This is a genomic window from Donghicola sp., assembly GCF_025210255.1.
Lineage (GTDB): Bacteria > Pseudomonadota > Alphaproteobacteria > Rhodobacterales > Rhodobacteraceae > Donghicola > Donghicola eburneus.
This window is the reverse complement of record NZ_JAOARZ010000040.1, coordinates 1-14,685: the sequence shown is the minus strand read 5'-3', so window position 1 is coordinate 14,685 and position 14,685 is coordinate 1. Positions and strand designations below refer to the sequence as shown.

The window sequence follows — 14,685 nt, the reverse complement described above, 5'->3', positions numbered from 1 at the left end:
TTCCTTTCCAAAGCAATTTAGTCAGAAATAAAATACGCAGCACACGAGCACAACTGTCGCGCATACAGGAGCACCTGTGCGAAAAAATTCGAAAGTGTGGAAGATTTTGGAGCGGGTGGCGGGAATCGAACCCGCGTCATTAGCTTGGAAGGCTAAGGTCTTACCACTACACAACACCCGCGCAGTGGGCAGAGAGATATTGCAACTTTTCAGGAAGGTCAAGCGATCGGCTCGATCAAATCCTCTCCTTCTGCTCGATTAGAATTCACTTTGGGATCAACGCGATGCCAGACCAGTGCGTCGTCAGGCGCGGCGTGCATCAGGCGCGCGGCGCCCTTCCCTTCTTCGCCAAGCCACAGGCCAAAGCAGTCTGGCGTCAGGATAACAGGCATCCGGTGGTGAATCGCTTTCATCGGATCATTCGCGCCGCAGGTGACGATGGCACAGGTCCGCATTCGCTCTTCCCCCGTGCCCCACTCCTGCCAGATCCCGGCAAAGGCGATGGGTCGTTCATCCGCGCGTGAAATATACCAAGGGAGCCGCGCGTCCTCGGCCGATTTTGTCCATTCATAGAACCCAGTTGCGGGCAGAATGCAGCGCCGTTCGCGACAAGCCTCGCGGAATGCGGGCTTCTCGGCGATCGTCTCGGATCGGGCATTGATCAGCAGCGGGCCGTCATTGTGCGCCTTGTACCAGTGCGGGATGAATCCCCAGCGCATGGGCACGATCCGCCGCGCCTCGGCAGAAACCACGACGTGCACTGTATTCGTCGGGCAGACATTATAATTGGGGGTATCCGGCAGATCATTCGAGGGCGCTGCGTCAAAAACATCGGCCATCGCCTGATCCGGCAGCGTTATCGCAAATCGTCCGCACATCCCCGAGCCCCGCATGAAAAAGGCGAGGCCCAGTGCCTCGCCCTTTGAAAAGTGGTGCAGGTTGTGCTGCAGATCAACCGGTCAGAGCCAGTCGCCGCGCCCTGAGCCTATCGCCTGCTCGACGGTTGCAAAGCCATCGCGCAGCAGGCATTCGTCCAGCCCCTGCAAGATGTCTTCGACCAGCGACAGTCCACCATAGACCAGCGCCGAATAAAGCTGCAGAGCCGAAGCCCCTGCACGGATTTTGGCATAGGCTTGTTCTGCGTTGCTGATGCCGCCGACACCAACCAGAGGAATGCGCCCTTCGGTCAGTTTGGACAGTTCGGCTAGAACGCGGGTCGATTTCTCGAACAAGGGCTGTCCTGACAGTCCGCCCATCTCGTCCTTGTGCTTGCTGCTCAGACCGTCTCGCGACAGAGTCGTGTTCGTCGCAATGATCGCGGATAGTCCGGTCTGGATCGCCACATCTGCGATCTCGGCCAACCCATCGTGGTCCAGGTCCGGCGCGATCTTCAGAAAGATCGGGATCGGGCGATCCAGCTTGCTGTTCGCTTCCGTCACACCGTCCAGCAGCGCGGTCAGTGCCTCGCGCCCTTGCAAGTCTCGCAGCTTTTCGGTGTTGGGCGAGCTGACATTCACGGTCGCGAAATCCAGATAATCACCACACTTGGTCAGAACCTTGGCGTAGTCGCTGGCGCGGTCGTCGCTGTCCTTGTTCGCCCCAAGGTTCAGGCCGATCACCGCATCGCGCGGACGCTGCGCGAGACGCTCTGCCGCAACAACCATGCCTTCGTTGTTGAAGCCGAAGCGGTTGATCACGCCCTGATCCTCTTCCAGACGGAACAGGCGCGGACGGGCGTTACCCGGCTGCGCGCGGGGGGTGATCGCGCCAACCTCTACAAAGCCAAACCCGACCTTGGCCAGCGGATGCAGGGCTACCGCGTTCTTGTCAAAGCCAGCGGCCAAGCCCAGCGGGTTCGGCAGCGACAAGCCCGCCAGTTCGGTCGCCAGACGCGGTGATGTCACGGTTTTCGGACGCGGAGCCAGCCCCGAGGTCAGCGCCTTGAGCGCCAGTCCATGCGCCGTTTCAGGATCAAAGGACCGGATCGCCCGCATCCCAATCTGTTCGAGAATCTTCATACCATTTCCTCGGGAAAACAGTGCCCGTCCGGCCCCAGCGGCAGCGGCTTGTGCCATGCCACATCGGTCATCCGTAGATCGCGGTAGAGGTGCGGGAACAGCGCGCCACCGCGCGATTTTTCCCAACGCAGATCGCCGTCCATGGTTTCCGTCGTCACGCCAAGCAGAACGAGCCCCTCTTCTCCGGCAAAGTGCTTTGCCGCTGTTTCGCGCGCCTGCGCAGCAGTCGAGAAGTGGATATATCCGTCAGTCACATCAACCTGAGCCCCGGTTGTGCTGCCTTGCGTTTCCAGAATCGCCCACTCGTGGGCCCGAAAGATCTTGTAAATGAGCATAGTGCGGTGATGGCCCCTGCACGCCCCCACGTCAAGTTCACAAAGATGTCGCCAGTTCAGATGTAATGCCCTTAGCATCGTCCCATTAGACTGAGTCGAAAGAAAGGTTTCCCGATGATCCGTCTGTTCAGCACCTGCGCCGCTCTGGCCATTACCGCCTCTGCGGCCTCGGCCGATTATGCGCTGACCATCCTTCACACCAACGACTTTCATGCTCGTTTCGAACCCATTAGCAAGTATGACAGCGGCTGTTCTGCCGAAGACAACGCAGCCGGCGACTGTTTTGGCGGCAGCGCCCGTCTGGTGACAGCGGTCGAAGACGCCCGCGCCCGCAACGAAAACACCGTCCTGTTCGACGGCGGCGACCAGTTTCAGGGCACGCTCTTCTACACCTATTACAAAGGCAAACTTGCCGCCGAGATGATGAACAAGCTCGGCTATGACGGCATGACCGTTGGCAATCACGAATTCGATGACGGCCCCGAAGTGCTGGCCGGCTTCATGGATGCAGTCGAGTTCCCCGTGCTGATGTCGAACGCAGATGTCTCGATGGAGCCCGCGCTGGCTGACAAGCTGATGAAGTCCACCGTAATCGAGCGCAATGGCGAGAAGCTGGGCCTGATCGGCCTGACACCCCAAAACACCGACGAGTTGGCCTCGCCCGGTGACAAAGTGATCTTTACCGATCCGGTGGACGCCGTTCAGGGCGAAGTCGACAAGCTGACCGCCGAAGGCGTGAACAAGATTATCGTCCTGTCCCACTCGGGCTACGCCGTGGACCAGCGCGTTGCATCGGAAACCACCGGGGTTGACGTGATCGTTGGCGGACACACCAACACCCTCTTGGGTGATATGGACGGTGCCGAAGGGCCCTACCCCACCGTGGTCAATGGCACCCAAATCCTGTCGGCCTACGCCTACGGCAAGTTCCTTGGCGAGCTGAACGTTGTCTTTGACGACGAAGGCAACATCATCTCGGCCAGCGGCGCTCCGATCATCATGGACGCGGCCGTTACCGAAGACGCGCCGACTGTCGATCGCATCGCCGAAGCCGCGAAGCCGCTGGAAGAGATCCGCAGCAAAGTCGTAGCCGAGACCGCCGAAGCCATCGACGGCGACCGTGGTTCGTGCCGCGCGATGGAATGCCAGATGGGCACTCTGATCGCGGATGCGATGCTCGACCGTGTCAAAGACCAAGGCATCCAAATCGCCATCCAGAACGGCGGCGGCGTCCGTGCCAGCATTGACGCGGGCGAAGTCACCATGGGCGAAGTCCTGACCGTTCTGCCCTTCCAAAACACCCTTTCTACTTTCCAAGTCACGGGCCAGACCATGATCGACGCACTGGAAAATGGTGTGAGCGAGATCGAGGAAGGCGGCGGCCGCTTCCCCCAGATCGCGGGCATGAGCTTTGTCTTTGACGCAAGCGCAGAGCCAGGTAGCCGTGTGAGCGATGTGATGGTGGGCGGTGAGCCGATTGATCCCGCTGCGACCTATGGAGTGGTGTCCAACAACTACGTTCGCAATGGCGGTGACGGCTACAAGATGTTCCGTGACGCAGAGAATGCCTACGACTTTGGCCCCGATTTGGCGGACGTTACCGCAGAATACATCGCGGCCAATGCGCCCTACACGCCCTATACCGACGGTCGCATCAGCGCGAAATAAGATAAAGCGTGCGGGGCCGCGCCCCGCACGCATTCTGGTCAGGCCACTTCCGATGCGGAAGTGGCCTTTCTGTTTGAGTATTTAGAGCAAAAAGAAGTCAGGCTGCGCTGCGTTCCAAAGCGGGATAGCGCAGGCCAAGGGTGACCCCTCTGGCGACGAACGCGATGTTGAACGCAAGCCAGAGACCGTGATTTTGGTAAGGTGGGACAAGCGCGACAACGCAGACCACGTAGAACACAAAACTGACGATCATCATGTTGCGCATATCCTGCGAGCGGGTTGCTCCGATAAAGATACCGTCCAGCATCCACGCCGCCACCCCAAGGAGCGGGGCCGCCACCATCCACGGTAGGAACTCTCGCGCGGCGATGCGAACCTCGGGGGCCGTGGTCATGATATCGATTATGGTGCCCCCTCCGACAGCAAAGACGCAGGCAAGCAACACTGACGCGCCGACAGCCCAAGCGGACGTTAGGACCGCACCGCGACGAAGAATGGGCGCGCTGCGCGCTCCGAGGGCTTGGCCGACTATTGTTTCGGCGGTGAAGGCGAAACCGTCCAGCGCGTAGGCCGTGATGTTCAGGAACTGAAGTAAAACTTGGTTGGCAGCCAGCGCCACGTCTCCGAACCGCGCGCTGACGAACAGAAATCCCATGAAGATCGCTTGCAGCAGCAAGGACCGTATCAGGATGTCCGAGTTGACCAGCGCCATCTGGCGAAGGCGCACGCGATCCAGCACGCGGGGCCAGTCGCGCCATGCCGGGACTCGGAACGCCGCGCGGCAGAGCCAGAGACCGACGCAGAGGCCGAAGACTTCCGATATGAGTGTCGCCAGCGCCACTCCTTGGACGCCCCAGCCCAGCCCCAACACGAACCACAGGTCGAGCAGAATATTGGTGCCGTTCATGATGATCTGGATAACCAGAACGCCGCGTGTGCGTTCTTGGGCCAAGAGCCAGCCTGTAATTCCGTACAAGGCAATCGGCGCTGGGGCCGACCAGATGCGGATCGACATGTAGTCGCGGGCCATCGCTTCGACCTCGGTCGAGGCTGGGGACAGGGCAAACCCTGCTGCAAAGATCGGTTGCTGGAGCAGGATCAGCGCAAAGCCAGCCAGTCCGGCAATAATCATCACCCGCGTCAGCAGCGCGGCGATTTCGGAGCGGTCGCCTGCCCCCGCGGCTTGGCTCACGAACCCTGTGGTTCCCATGCGCAAGAAGCCAAAAATCCAATAGACCGCTGTCAGGATCACCGCACCGATGCCGACGGCACCTATGGGCGCGGCCTCTCCAAGCTGTCCCACCACGCCTGTGTCTACCGCACCCAGGATGGGCACAGTGGCATTAGACAGCACAATCGGCAGAGCGATTTTCAGCACTCTGCGATGGGTCACGGCCCGCGGCGCGGGGGTGTCAGTCATTCTTTTGGGGCATCATGAAATGCCCCGTCGCCTGCGCGAACAGCTTCTCGCGGTTGTCCTGCCATGCTTCGACATGGACGCTCGCGTAGCGGCGGCCCGAGCGGTTCACCCGTGCACGGGCATAAGCATCGCGCGGCAGGCCAGAGCGCAGGTAATCAACGGTGAAGTCGATTGTCTTGGGCATCCGCAAGGGGGGCAGTTCATGGCTATCGCTCTCGATGCTGGGCCAGATCATTTGCCAGCTGAGTTCGATGATCGCGGCTGTTTCCAGAAACGCCGCCGTCGCACCCCCATGCAAGGCGGGCAGCATCGGATTGCCAATCAGCTTTTCGTCATAATTCATGGTTGCGGTCAGCTCGTCGCCACGGCGATCAAAACTGATCCCAAGGAACTGGACGTAAGGCACGCGCTCGACCAGAGCAGAGAGCGCGGAGTCGCGACGTTGTTTCACCACTTGTACGGGTTCGGGACGGGGACGGCTCATTTCGACCTCTCGAAGGTAAAGGCACCGGTGGCCGTGGCGACGGGGCGCGCAGTGTCTTCGTCCACCGCCTCGGCGCGGACAAAGGCAACGCTGCGGGTCACTTGGTAGCAATAGGCGCGCGTGCGGATGGTCTGACCGGGGGTCGCGGCCCGCATGTAGTCGATTCGCAAATCGATGGTCGCGGTCGAGGTCGGCGCGTCAGGATGGCTCATGACAGCTGCTCCGCTGCAGGTATCCATTAGTGCACTGACGGCACCACCATGGATCACGCCCGTGTCGGGATCTCCGATAAGCTTGGTGTCATAGGGCATTTCGATCACGGCCTCGCCATCTCCGATCTCGACCAGATTCATACCCAACGCCCGAGAGTGGGGAATCGCCTGTATAAACTGCGCTGCGATTTTCGCCTTGTCCGCGCTCATATTGGTAAACTCCTTGGTTGCTCTTGGTATGGAGCATTCACGCCGCGTCCGTAAAGGGTGACAGTTGCCCTGCCCCAGCGTTCGCCCTACGCTCCGCCTCAACCAAGGAGGAGCCAGATGTCCGAGACTCGTCTCAGCTTCAAAGAAATGTGTGCCAAGTTCGACGTTACCCCGCGCACCCTGCGCTACTACGAGTATATCGAACTGCTCGCCCCCGAGCGCGAAGGGCGGTCGCGGTTCTATTCGCCGCGTGATGTGGCGCGCATGACGCTGATTCTGCGCGGACGCCGGTTCGGCTTCCAACTCGAAGAGATTCGCCAGTGGCTGCTAATCTACGAAAAAGAAGGCACAACGGCCCAAATGGAAGCGTGGGTCGAGATGGCAAACCGCCAGCTTGGCGAGCTGCACGAGCAACAAACTCAGATCGAAACCGCCATGACAGAGCTGCGGCAGCTGCGGGATGAAGTGCAGGAAAGCCTTCTGAAAGAAAAATGAACCGTTCAGTTCAAAAGTGACCCTCCGTCACACAAAAAGGTGACGTGACGTACTGTTTACGTAAACGTCAACTCCTGTAGTATAGTACGACCAGAAACCGAATTCTGGTGCGCGAACACTATCAGGAGACCCGTCATGGACGATCGCATCATGACCATCCGCGAAATGTGCGAGGCCTATGACGTAACGCCTCGGACGCTTCGCTTTTACGAAGCCAAAGAGCTTATCTTTCCTATTCGTGATGGGCAGAAGCGCCTGTTCACCAAACGTGACCGTGCGCGGCTCAAGCTGATCCTGCGCGGCAAACGGTTCGGTTTCAGCCTCGAAGAAATCCGCCAGCTTCTGGATCTGTACCACATGGGCGACCAGCAGCTGACCCAGCTATCCCGCACCCATGAGGTCGGGCTGGAGCGTCTGCACGCCATGGAGCAGCAGCGCGACGAACTGAACGAGGCCATCGACGATCTGAAGGACCAGCTGAAGTGGGCGGAGAAAGTCATCGCCTCGCTGAAGCAGACGAATAAAGCGGCCGAGTAATCCGCCGCGACCAAGGGAGAGAGACCAATGCCGACCTATACCGCTCCGGTAAAGGACATGCAGTTCATCCTGCACGATGTTCTGAATGTCGCCCAATCCGATATCCCCGGCTATGACGAGCTGGACCGTGACACCACGCAGGCCATCTTGGACGAGGCCGCAAAGCTGTCGGAAAACGTTCTGGCCCCGCTGAACAAGGTGGGCGACGAACAGGGCTGCAAACTGGAAAACGGTGTCGTGACCACCCCCGACGGGTTCAAGGACGCCTATGACCAGATGTGCGCAGGCGCTTGGATCGGGCTGGACTGCGATCCCGAATACGGCGGTCAGGGCATGCCCTATCTGGTGCAATCCGCGGTGGGCGAAATGTTCGTTTCGGCCAACATGGCGTTCAACATGTATCAGGGCCTATCGCACGGTGCGATCTCGGCGATCCAGACCCACGGCTCGCCCGATCAGAAGGCCAAGTACCTGCCCAACATGATCGAGGGCAAATGGTCCGGTACCATGAACCTGACCGAGCCCCACTGCGGCACCGATCTGGGCCTGATCCGCACAAAGGCAGAGCCTCAGGACGACGGCAGCTACAAAATCAGTGGCTCCAAGATCTGGATTTCGGCTGGCGAGCACGACCTGACCGACAACATCATCCATCTGGTGCTGGCCAAGGCACCAGGCGGCGGTGAAGGCACCAAAGGCATCTCCTTGTTCATCGTGCCCAAATTTATGGTGAACGAGGATGGCTCTCTCGGTGATCGCAACGCTGTGTCTTGCGGCGGCCTCGAGCACAAGATGGGCATCCACGGCAACGCCACTTGCGTGATGAACTATGACGGCGCAACCGGCTACCTGATCGGCGAAATGCACAAAGGCATGCGCGCCATGTTCACCATGATGAACGAAGCTCGTCTGGGTGTAGGCCTGCAAGGCTATGCCCAAGGCGCTGTCGCTTACCAGAACGCTCTGGGCTTTGCCCGCGAGCGTCTGCAAGGCCGCGAAGTCAAGGGTGTGCAGAACCCCGATGGCCCCGCAGATCCGATCATTGTGCACCCCGACGTGCGCCGCAACCTTCTGATGCAAAAGAGCTTTACCGAAGGGGCACGGGCGTTCACCTTCTGGGGCGCCAAAATGATCGACGAAGCGCACCGCAAATCGGACGCCGATGCAGACGCAATGATCTCGCTGCTAACCCCCGTGATCAAAGGCTTTCTGACCGACAAAGGGTTTGAGACCACCGTTCTGGCGCAGCAGACCCTCGGCGGGTCGGGCTTTACCAAGGAATGGGGACTGGAACAGTTCGTCCGCGATGCCCGTATCACCATGATCTACGAAGGCACCAACGGCATCCAGTCGCTGGACCTTGTGGGCCGCAAGCTGGCGATGAATGGCGGCAAGACCATCATGGCGTTCTTTGACATGGTGAAGAGCTACATCAAAGAGAACGAAGGCAACGGGGCGCTGAAGGCCAACTTCCTTGATCCGCTGAAAAAGGCGAGCAAGGACCTGCAAACGGCGGGCATGTACTTTATGCAGAACGGCATGAAAAACCCGCATAACGCGCTTTCTGGCAGCTATGACTTCATGCACCTGTTCGGGCATGTCTGCCTTGGCCTGATGTGGGCGAAGATGGCGCAGGCGTCCTATGCAGCGCTTGAGAACGGCACATCGGACCCCGAGTTCTATCAGACCAAGATCGAGACCGGCCGGTTCTACATGGCGCGCCAACTGCCCGCCACCGCACTGCACCTGTCGCGTATTGAGACTGGCGCTGATACGGTGATGACGCTGGAGGCCGCTAACTTCTGATCAGCCACAGGGGCCGGCACCTTCGGCCCCATCTGATCAAACCGAGGAACCTATGCCCAAACGCCTGCGCCTGACCCGCCGATTTCCTGTTGCCATGACCGAAGACGGCTACCGCCGCCTTCGCCGCTTTGCGCAGGAGGCGGGGTTGGACGAAGGGGAAGCCCTGTCGTTCATTTTTGAAAACTTCGACAGCGTGATGCACGAAGAACGGTTTCCTCATCGTCTGCGTTTGTTCAACTCGGAACTCGAGGCGCGGAAGCGGTGAAGTCGGTTCTGGTGGAGATGTCAGGGCGCCTTCGGCGCGAGGGTATTTTTACCAAGCTGAAGGATAGGGCGTTACTCCGCCCCGGATCGGGTCGCACAGCGCGACTGCGGTTCATCCAGAGCGGAGCTTCACCTTGGGCGGTCATCGGCTCCCCAGCCTGTACCGCGAGATCAAACTCTGGTGATTCTGGTTAAAGGAAGGTGATCCGCAGAGAGGTTTAAGGCTTCTTTTTTCTGCAAATACTCAACTGTTGGACCCCATCGGTCAGAACCGGAAAAGGAATTTAGAAATGACGATCAAGCTGCATTGTTTCGGAGAGAGCGGACATTCCTATAAAGCCGCTTTGGCATTGGAGCTGTCCGGTCTGGAGTGGGAGCCGGTCTATATCGATTTCTTTAATGGAGAGACGCGCGGGCAAGCCTACCGCACCGAAGTGAACGAGATGGGCGAAGCGCCAGTATTTGTGGATGGCGATCTGAAGCTAACACAATCGGCGGTGATCCAGCGGTACATCGGCGAGAAGACCGGTAAATTCGGTGGCACTACGCCGGAGGAAGAGCGCGAAGTTCTGCGCTGGCAGTTTTGGGACAATCATAAGCTGTCATCATTTGCCGGGATCGCACGGTTCCTGATGAACTTCATCCCCGAGGACAAGAGACAGCCCGAGGTGATCGCTTTCCTGCAGGGACGTCTCAAAGGCGCTTATGCCATTCTCGACAAACACCTTGAGGGCCGCGACTGGATCGTCGGGGACAGTGTGACCAACGCTGATCTGACCTGCTGCGGCTATCTGTTCTACCCCGAGGAGTTCGGCTTTGACCGTGCCGAATGGCCCCACATTAACGCTTGGCTGGACCGCATCAGCGCTCTGCCCGGCTGGAAACACCCGTATGACCTCATGCCTGGCAACCCGTCGGACCGGGCCTGAGACCAAGAAAAACTGACTAGGAGGAGAGGCAGATGGCTGACGCCTTTATCTATGACGCAGTGCGCACCCCACGCGGCAAGGGCCGCAAGGATGGCAGCCTGCACGAGGTTACCGCCGTCCGTATGGGCGCAACGATCCTGAACGCACTCAAAGAGCGTTCGGATCTGGCAGGGGACGAGTTTGAGGACGTGATCTGGGGCAACGCGACCCAAGTCATGGAACAGGGCGGCTGCTTGGCGCGGACCACGGTGATGGCCTCTGATCTGGCCGAGAACGTGCCGGGTCTGTCGATCAACCGCTTCTGTGCGTCCGGCATGGAGGCCGTCAATCTGGCGGCCAACCAGATCAAGGGGGGCTCGGGCCACGCCTATATCGCAGGCGGCGTCGAGATGATGAGCCGCGTTGCCATGGGCAGCGATGGCGCGGCCGTGGCGGTCGATCCGACGGTGGCCATGGATCACTACTTTGTCCCGCAGGGCATTGCGGCCGACATCATCGCCACCGAATACGGGTTCAGCCGCGATGACGCCGATGCCTTTGCCGTAGAATCCCAGCGCCGCGCCGCCGAGGCTTGGGCCGCCGGACGGTTCGACAAATCGATCGTGCCTGTGCGCGATGTGAACGGCCTGACCATTCTGGACCGCGACGAATACATGCGCCCCGGCACCGACATGCAGGCCCTTGGCGCGCTCAAGGCCAGCTTCAAGGATCAGGGCGAGGTGATGCCCGGTTTCGACAAGATCGCCCTGATGAAGTACCCCCATCTTGAGCGGATCAACCACATCCACCACGCGGGCAACAGCAGCGGCATCGTGGATGGGGCGGCTGGCGTTCTGGTCGGCTCCAAGGAGTTCGGCGAACGTCACGGGCTGAAGCCCCGCGCCGTGATCCGCGCCACGGCCAAGATCGGCACTGACCCGACCATCATGCTGACCGGCCCCGTGCCCGTCACCGAAAAAATCCTGAGCGAGAGCGGCATGTCGATCAGCGACATCGACCTGTTCGAGGTGAACGAGGCGTTCAGTGCCGTGGTCCTGCGCTTTATGCAGCGCTTCAACGTGGACCACGACAAGCTGAACGTGAACGGCGGCGCAATTGCGATGGGCCACCCCCTTGGGGCGTCCGGTGCGATCATCATTGGCACCTTGCTGGACGAGCTGGAGCGGACGGGCAAAAGCACCGGCCTTGCCACCCTCTGCGTTGCCAGCGGCATGGGCGCAGCCACCATCATCGAACGGGTTTAAGCGGGCGTCAGACCTGCGAGGAGGAATTCGAAATGACCGATTTCACTATGGTTAAAGACGCCGAAGGGATCGCAACGATCACTTGGGACGTCAAAGAAAAGTCGATGAATGTGCTGTCGCTAGAAGGTCTGGCAGCGCTGAACGATCTGGTCGACGACGCGCTGGCCGACGAGGCCGTAAAGGGCATCATCATCACCAGCGGCAAGGACACATTCGCTGGCGGCATGGACCTGAACATCATCGCCAAGATGAAGGACAGCGCGGGCGACAACCCCGCTCAGGGCCTGTTCGACGGCATCATGAACATGCACGGACTGCTGCGTAAAATCGAGCGCGCGGGCATGGACCCCAAAACCAACAAGGGCGGCAAGCCTGTGGCCGCCGTTCTGCCCGGCACCGCGCTGGGGATCGGCCTAGAACTGCCCCTGTCCTGCCACCGCATCTTTGCCGCCGATAACGACAAGGCCAAGATCGGCCTGCCCGAGATCATGGTCGGCATCTTCCCCGGTGCGGGCGGCACCACCCGTCTGGTGCGCAAGATGGGCGCGATGGCGGCGGCCCCCCTGCTGCTGGAAGGCAAGCTGAACGCCCCCAAGAAGGCCAAGATGCTGGGTGTGATCGACGAGGTCAGCGCTGATCCGATGGCAGACGCCCGCGCTTGGGTCCTGTCGGCGACCGACAAGGACATCGTGAAGCCTTGGGACGACAAGGGCTACAAGATGCCCGGCGGCGCTCCCTATCACCCTGCGGGCTTCATGACCTTTGTCGGCGCTTCCGCGATGGTCAACGGCAATACCAAGGGCGTCTATCCGGCGGCCAAGGCGCTGCTCTCGGCGGTCTACGAAGGCGCGATGGTGCCCTTTGACACTGCGCTGAAGATCGAGGCCCGCTGGTTCACCCACGTCCTGATGAACCCCAGTTCCGGCGCGATGATCCGGTCCCTGTTCATCAACAAGGAAAAGCTGGAAAAGGGCGCGAACCGTCCCGACGTTGCCGACCAGAAAGTGCAGAAGGTTGGCGTACTTGGCGCGGGCATGATGGGTGCTGGCATCGCACTGGTGTCCGCTCAGGCGGGGATCGAAGTAGTTCTCTTGGACCGCGATCAGGCCGCTGCCGACAAGGGCCGCGACTACACCGCCAGCTATATGGACAAGGGCATCGCCAAGCGCAAAGCCACGCCCGAGAAGAAAGAGCAGGTGCTGTCCCGCATCACCGCCACTACCGACTATGAGGCGCTGGCAGGTTGCGACCTAATCATCGAGGCCGTGTTCGAGGACCCCGCCATCAAGGCCCAAGTGACCGCTCAGGTCGAGGCGGTGATCGGTGAGGATTGCATCTTTGCCACCAACACCTCGACCCTTCCGATTTCGGAGCTGGCCAAGGCGTCCAAGCGCCCCGAGAAGTACATCGGCATCCACTTCTTTAGCCCCGTCGAGAAGATGATGCTGGTCGAAATCATCAAGGGTCAAAAGACTGGCGATGTGGCTGTCGCCAAGGCGCTGGACTACGTGCGCCAGATCCGTAAGACGCCGATCGTGGTGAATGACGCGCGCTTCTTCTACGCGAACCGCTGCATCATCCCCTACATCAACGAAGGCATCCGCATGGTGCACGAGGGCGTCAGCCCCGCCCTGATCGAGAACGCCGCCAAGCTGGTCGGGATGCCCTTGGGTCCGCTGCAGCTGACCGACGAAACTTCGATCGATCTGGGGGTCAAGATCGCCAAGGCGACCAAGGCCGCGATGGGGGCTGAGTACAGCAACGACGACGTGGACGAAGTGCTGTTCTGGCTGGCGGACGAAGGCCGCTTGGGCCGCAAAGCTGCCGCCGGTTTCTATGCCTATGACGAAAAGGGCAAGCGTACGGGTCTGTGGGACGGTCTGGCGGAGAAATATCCCCATGCGGACGAACAGCCCGACCTGCACGAGGTCCAGCACCGTCTGCTTATGGCGCAGGTTCTGGAAGCCGTCCGCGCGTTCGAAGAAGGCGTGCTGGAAGACATCCGCGAAGGTGACGTGGGCGCGATCCTTGGCTGGGGCTTTGCGCCTTGGTCTGGCGGGCCGTTCAGCTGGCTGGACATTATCGGCGCACCCTTTGCCGAAGCGGTTTGCGATGACCTGACCGAAAAATTCGGTGAACGCTTCGCGTGCCCTGCCCTGCTGCGCCAGATGGCGGACAAGAACAGCAGCTTCTACAAGAAGTACGGCGAAGGCGACGCATACGCCGCCTGATCTGGCCCGAAACTGATGGCAAACCGAAGCGCCGCCCCTCTGGGGCGGCGTTTTGAGTATTTAGAGCAAAAAGAAGCCTGCCCTCCCTGTCAGTTACCGCATGTCTTTTCCAGAAATCACACCATAGGTTTTCCAAGAGCTGATTTCCGTTGGAGTGGAAGCAAGCGCAAAGAGGCGGCGGGATTTTGCCCCGAGCCTCTTTGTCTTTAGGAAAATCAGTTGGTTAAGTTAGGATGCGATCGGTTTCTTCACGCAAGTAGATGTGCCCAAACGGACCTTCGCGGCCTCCTAGAGGTTCAATGCCGGCGTCGCGCAGCTGTCGAACCGACCTCTGCCACGTGGCGCCGTAGACTTTCGCCATGAGCTTGGGGGTAACGAAACGCGCTCGAAAGGCGATCTCGTCATCTGGGGTGAAGTAGACCTGATCTGCCTTGGTGATCGGGTTCTTCAAGGTCGTCGTTTGAACATGACCGGCCTCAATCATACGCTTTAGGTGTGATGGTTGCCCGATGCCGATGGACTTCGCAAAGCTCTCGATGCTCTTTGCGTCGATAGCAACTGTATTCATCAGGGATGGCGGGGCTCCCATTTCCGCCGTTTTTTGCAAAGAGCATTGGCGATGATGACGAGCTTGCGCGCGACGGCCGTGACGATGACCTTGTGCGGCTTGCCGGCTTTGCGGAGCCGATCGGCGAAAGCTTTGAGCGTCGGGTTGTGATTTGAGGCAACCAGTGCCGCCTGGAAGAGAACGTGCCGCAGAGCACGCCTGCCACCGGCGATGGCGCGCTTGCCACGCAGCGTTCCGCTGTCCTGCGCCACAGGCGCCAGACCG

The 14,685-nt window shown here is 60.0% G+C and carries 16 protein-coding genes and 1 tRNA gene; 8 read left to right on the top strand and 9 right to left on the bottom strand.

Annotation, left to right across the window (positions count from 1 at the left end):
* Positions 1-107: 107 nt before the first annotated feature.
* The 4 genes from N4A58_RS17920 to N4A58_RS17905 form a co-directional block, all read right to left on the bottom strand.
* Positions 108-181, bottom strand: a tRNA-Gly gene (locus N4A58_RS17920).
* A gap of 37 nt (positions 182-218) precedes the next feature.
* Positions 219-878, bottom strand: a complete 660-nt coding sequence (locus tag N4A58_RS17915) for an SOS response-associated peptidase (protein WP_293712175.1) — start codon at positions 876-878, stop codon at positions 219-221.
* An 81-nt stretch (positions 879-959) separates the two neighbouring features.
* The gene (locus N4A58_RS17910) at positions 960-2,018 is read right to left on the bottom strand and encodes a quinone-dependent dihydroorotate dehydrogenase (protein ID WP_293712173.1); all 1,059 of its coding nucleotides are present in this window, start codon (positions 2,016-2,018) and stop codon (positions 960-962) included.
* Positions 2,015-2,353 (bottom strand): DUF952 domain-containing protein, encoded by a 339-nt coding sequence (locus N4A58_RS17905; RefSeq protein WP_293712170.1) that lies wholly within the window; start codon positions 2,351-2,353, stop codon positions 2,015-2,017. Before N4A58_RS17905 ends, N4A58_RS17910 begins: the two co-directional genes overlap by 4 nt.
* A gap of 114 nt (positions 2,354-2,467) precedes the next feature.
* Here N4A58_RS17905 and N4A58_RS17900 point away from each other — a divergent pair, with 114 nt between their 5' ends.
* Positions 2,468-4,021 carry a bifunctional UDP-sugar hydrolase/5'-nucleotidase gene (locus tag N4A58_RS17900; protein ID WP_293712167.1) on the top strand — a complete coding sequence of 518 codons (1,554 nt, stop codon included), beginning with the start codon at positions 2,468-2,470 and terminating at the stop codon, positions 4,019-4,021.
* A gap of 97 nt (positions 4,022-4,118) precedes the next feature.
* Here N4A58_RS17900 and N4A58_RS17895 read toward each other — a convergent pair whose 3' ends face one another.
* From N4A58_RS17895 to N4A58_RS17885, 3 genes are read right to left on the bottom strand one after another with little or no spacing between them, the layout of a single operon-like run.
* The gene (locus N4A58_RS17895; RefSeq protein WP_293712164.1) at positions 4,119-5,441 is read right to left on the bottom strand and encodes an MATE family efflux transporter; all 1,323 of its coding nucleotides are present in this window, start codon (positions 5,439-5,441) and stop codon (positions 4,119-4,121) included.
* Complete coding sequence (locus N4A58_RS17890; RefSeq protein WP_293712161.1) at positions 5,434-5,925, bottom strand: PaaI family thioesterase; 492 nt, start codon at positions 5,923-5,925, stop codon at positions 5,434-5,436. The genes N4A58_RS17895 and N4A58_RS17890 overlap by 8 nt, the downstream gene beginning before the upstream one ends.
* Positions 5,922-6,347, bottom strand: a complete 426-nt coding sequence (locus N4A58_RS17885) for a PaaI family thioesterase (RefSeq protein ID WP_072705174.1) — start codon at positions 6,345-6,347, stop codon at positions 5,922-5,924. The genes N4A58_RS17890 and N4A58_RS17885 overlap by 4 nt, the downstream gene beginning before the upstream one ends.
* Positions 6,348-6,464: 117 nt before the next feature.
* On the opposite strand from N4A58_RS17885, the gene N4A58_RS17880 reads away from it, so the two are divergent.
* The 7 genes from N4A58_RS17880 to N4A58_RS17850 all read left to right on the top strand — a co-directional run bounded on the left by N4A58_RS17880 (position 6,465) and on the right by N4A58_RS17850 (position 13,853).
* Positions 6,465-6,842, top strand: a complete 378-nt coding sequence (locus N4A58_RS17880; RefSeq protein ID WP_072705171.1) for a MerR family DNA-binding transcriptional regulator — start codon at positions 6,465-6,467, stop codon at positions 6,840-6,842.
* A 135-nt stretch (positions 6,843-6,977) separates the two neighbouring features.
* Complete coding sequence (locus N4A58_RS17875) at positions 6,978-7,379, top strand: MerR family DNA-binding transcriptional regulator (protein ID WP_072705169.1); 402 nt, start codon at positions 6,978-6,980, stop codon at positions 7,377-7,379.
* Between the two features lie 27 nt (positions 7,380-7,406).
* Complete coding sequence (locus tag N4A58_RS17870) at positions 7,407-9,185, top strand: acyl-CoA dehydrogenase C-terminal domain-containing protein (protein WP_293712154.1); 1,779 nt, start codon at positions 7,407-7,409, stop codon at positions 9,183-9,185.
* Positions 9,186-9,237: 52 nt separating this feature from the next.
* Positions 9,238-9,450 (top strand): hypothetical protein, encoded by a 213-nt coding sequence (locus tag N4A58_RS17865; protein WP_072705163.1) that lies wholly within the window; start codon positions 9,238-9,240, stop codon positions 9,448-9,450.
* Between the two features lie 289 nt (positions 9,451-9,739).
* Positions 9,740-10,378: a glutathione S-transferase family protein gene (locus tag N4A58_RS17860; RefSeq protein WP_293712151.1), complete on the top strand. Its 639-nt coding sequence runs from the start codon at positions 9,740-9,742 to the stop codon at positions 10,376-10,378.
* A gap of 32 nt (positions 10,379-10,410) precedes the next feature.
* On the top strand, positions 10,411-11,622 hold the full coding sequence (locus N4A58_RS17855; protein ID WP_293712148.1) for an acetyl-CoA C-acetyltransferase: 1,212 nt from the start codon (positions 10,411-10,413) through the stop codon (positions 11,620-11,622).
* 32 nt (positions 11,623-11,654) lie between these two features.
* A complete protein-coding gene (locus N4A58_RS17850; protein WP_293712145.1) occupies positions 11,655-13,853 on the top strand; it encodes a 3-hydroxyacyl-CoA dehydrogenase NAD-binding domain-containing protein in 2,199 nt (732 codons plus the stop codon).
* 223 nt (positions 13,854-14,076) lie between these two features.
* Here the strand turns inward: N4A58_RS17850 and N4A58_RS17845 are convergent, their stop codons facing one another.
* A complete protein-coding gene (locus N4A58_RS17845) occupies positions 14,077-14,421 on the bottom strand; it encodes a hypothetical protein (protein WP_293712142.1) in 345 nt (114 codons plus the stop codon).
* The coding region (locus N4A58_RS17840; RefSeq protein ID WP_293712139.1) for a transposase at positions 14,421-14,685 on the bottom strand (265 nt) is incomplete at its 5' end. The genes N4A58_RS17840 and N4A58_RS17845, both read right to left, overlap by 1 nt.

What these genes read in the sequence shown, in the direction of transcription:
- N4A58_RS17915 (WP_293712175.1), bottom strand. Translation starts at nt 878, where the DNA reads ATGTGCGGACGATTTGCGATAACGCTGCCGGATCAGGCGATGGCCGAT.
- N4A58_RS17910 (WP_293712173.1), bottom strand. Translation starts at nt 2,018, where the DNA reads ATGAAGATTCTCGAACAGATTGGGATGCGGGCGATCCGGTCCTTTGAT.
- N4A58_RS17905 (WP_293712170.1), bottom strand. Translation starts at nt 2,353, where the DNA reads ATGCTCATTTACAAGATCTTTCGGGCCCACGAGTGGGCGATTCTGGAA.
- N4A58_RS17900 (WP_293712167.1), top strand. Translation starts at nt 2,468, where the DNA reads ATGATCCGTCTGTTCAGCACCTGCGCCGCTCTGGCCATTACCGCCTCT.
- N4A58_RS17895 (WP_293712164.1), bottom strand. Translation starts at nt 5,441, where the DNA reads ATGACTGACACCCCCGCGCCGCGGGCCGTGACCCATCGCAGAGTGCTG.
- N4A58_RS17890 (WP_293712161.1), bottom strand. Translation starts at nt 5,925, where the DNA reads ATGAGCCGTCCCCGTCCCGAACCCGTACAAGTGGTGAAACAACGTCGC.
- N4A58_RS17885 (WP_072705174.1), bottom strand. Translation starts at nt 6,347, where the DNA reads ATGAGCGCGGACAAGGCGAAAATCGCAGCGCAGTTTATACAGGCGATT.
- N4A58_RS17880 (WP_072705171.1), top strand. Translation starts at nt 6,465, where the DNA reads ATGTCCGAGACTCGTCTCAGCTTCAAAGAAATGTGTGCCAAGTTCGAC.
- N4A58_RS17875 (WP_072705169.1), top strand. Translation starts at nt 6,978, where the DNA reads ATGGACGATCGCATCATGACCATCCGCGAAATGTGCGAGGCCTATGAC.
- N4A58_RS17870 (WP_293712154.1), top strand. Translation starts at nt 7,407, where the DNA reads ATGCCGACCTATACCGCTCCGGTAAAGGACATGCAGTTCATCCTGCAC.
- N4A58_RS17865 (WP_072705163.1), top strand. Translation starts at nt 9,238, where the DNA reads ATGCCCAAACGCCTGCGCCTGACCCGCCGATTTCCTGTTGCCATGACC.
- N4A58_RS17860 (WP_293712151.1), top strand. Translation starts at nt 9,740, where the DNA reads ATGACGATCAAGCTGCATTGTTTCGGAGAGAGCGGACATTCCTATAAA.
- N4A58_RS17855 (WP_293712148.1), top strand. Translation starts at nt 10,411, where the DNA reads ATGGCTGACGCCTTTATCTATGACGCAGTGCGCACCCCACGCGGCAAG.
- N4A58_RS17850 (WP_293712145.1), top strand. Translation starts at nt 11,655, where the DNA reads ATGACCGATTTCACTATGGTTAAAGACGCCGAAGGGATCGCAACGATC.
- N4A58_RS17845 (WP_293712142.1), bottom strand. Translation starts at nt 14,421, where the DNA reads ATGAATACAGTTGCTATCGACGCAAAGAGCATCGAGAGCTTTGCGAAG.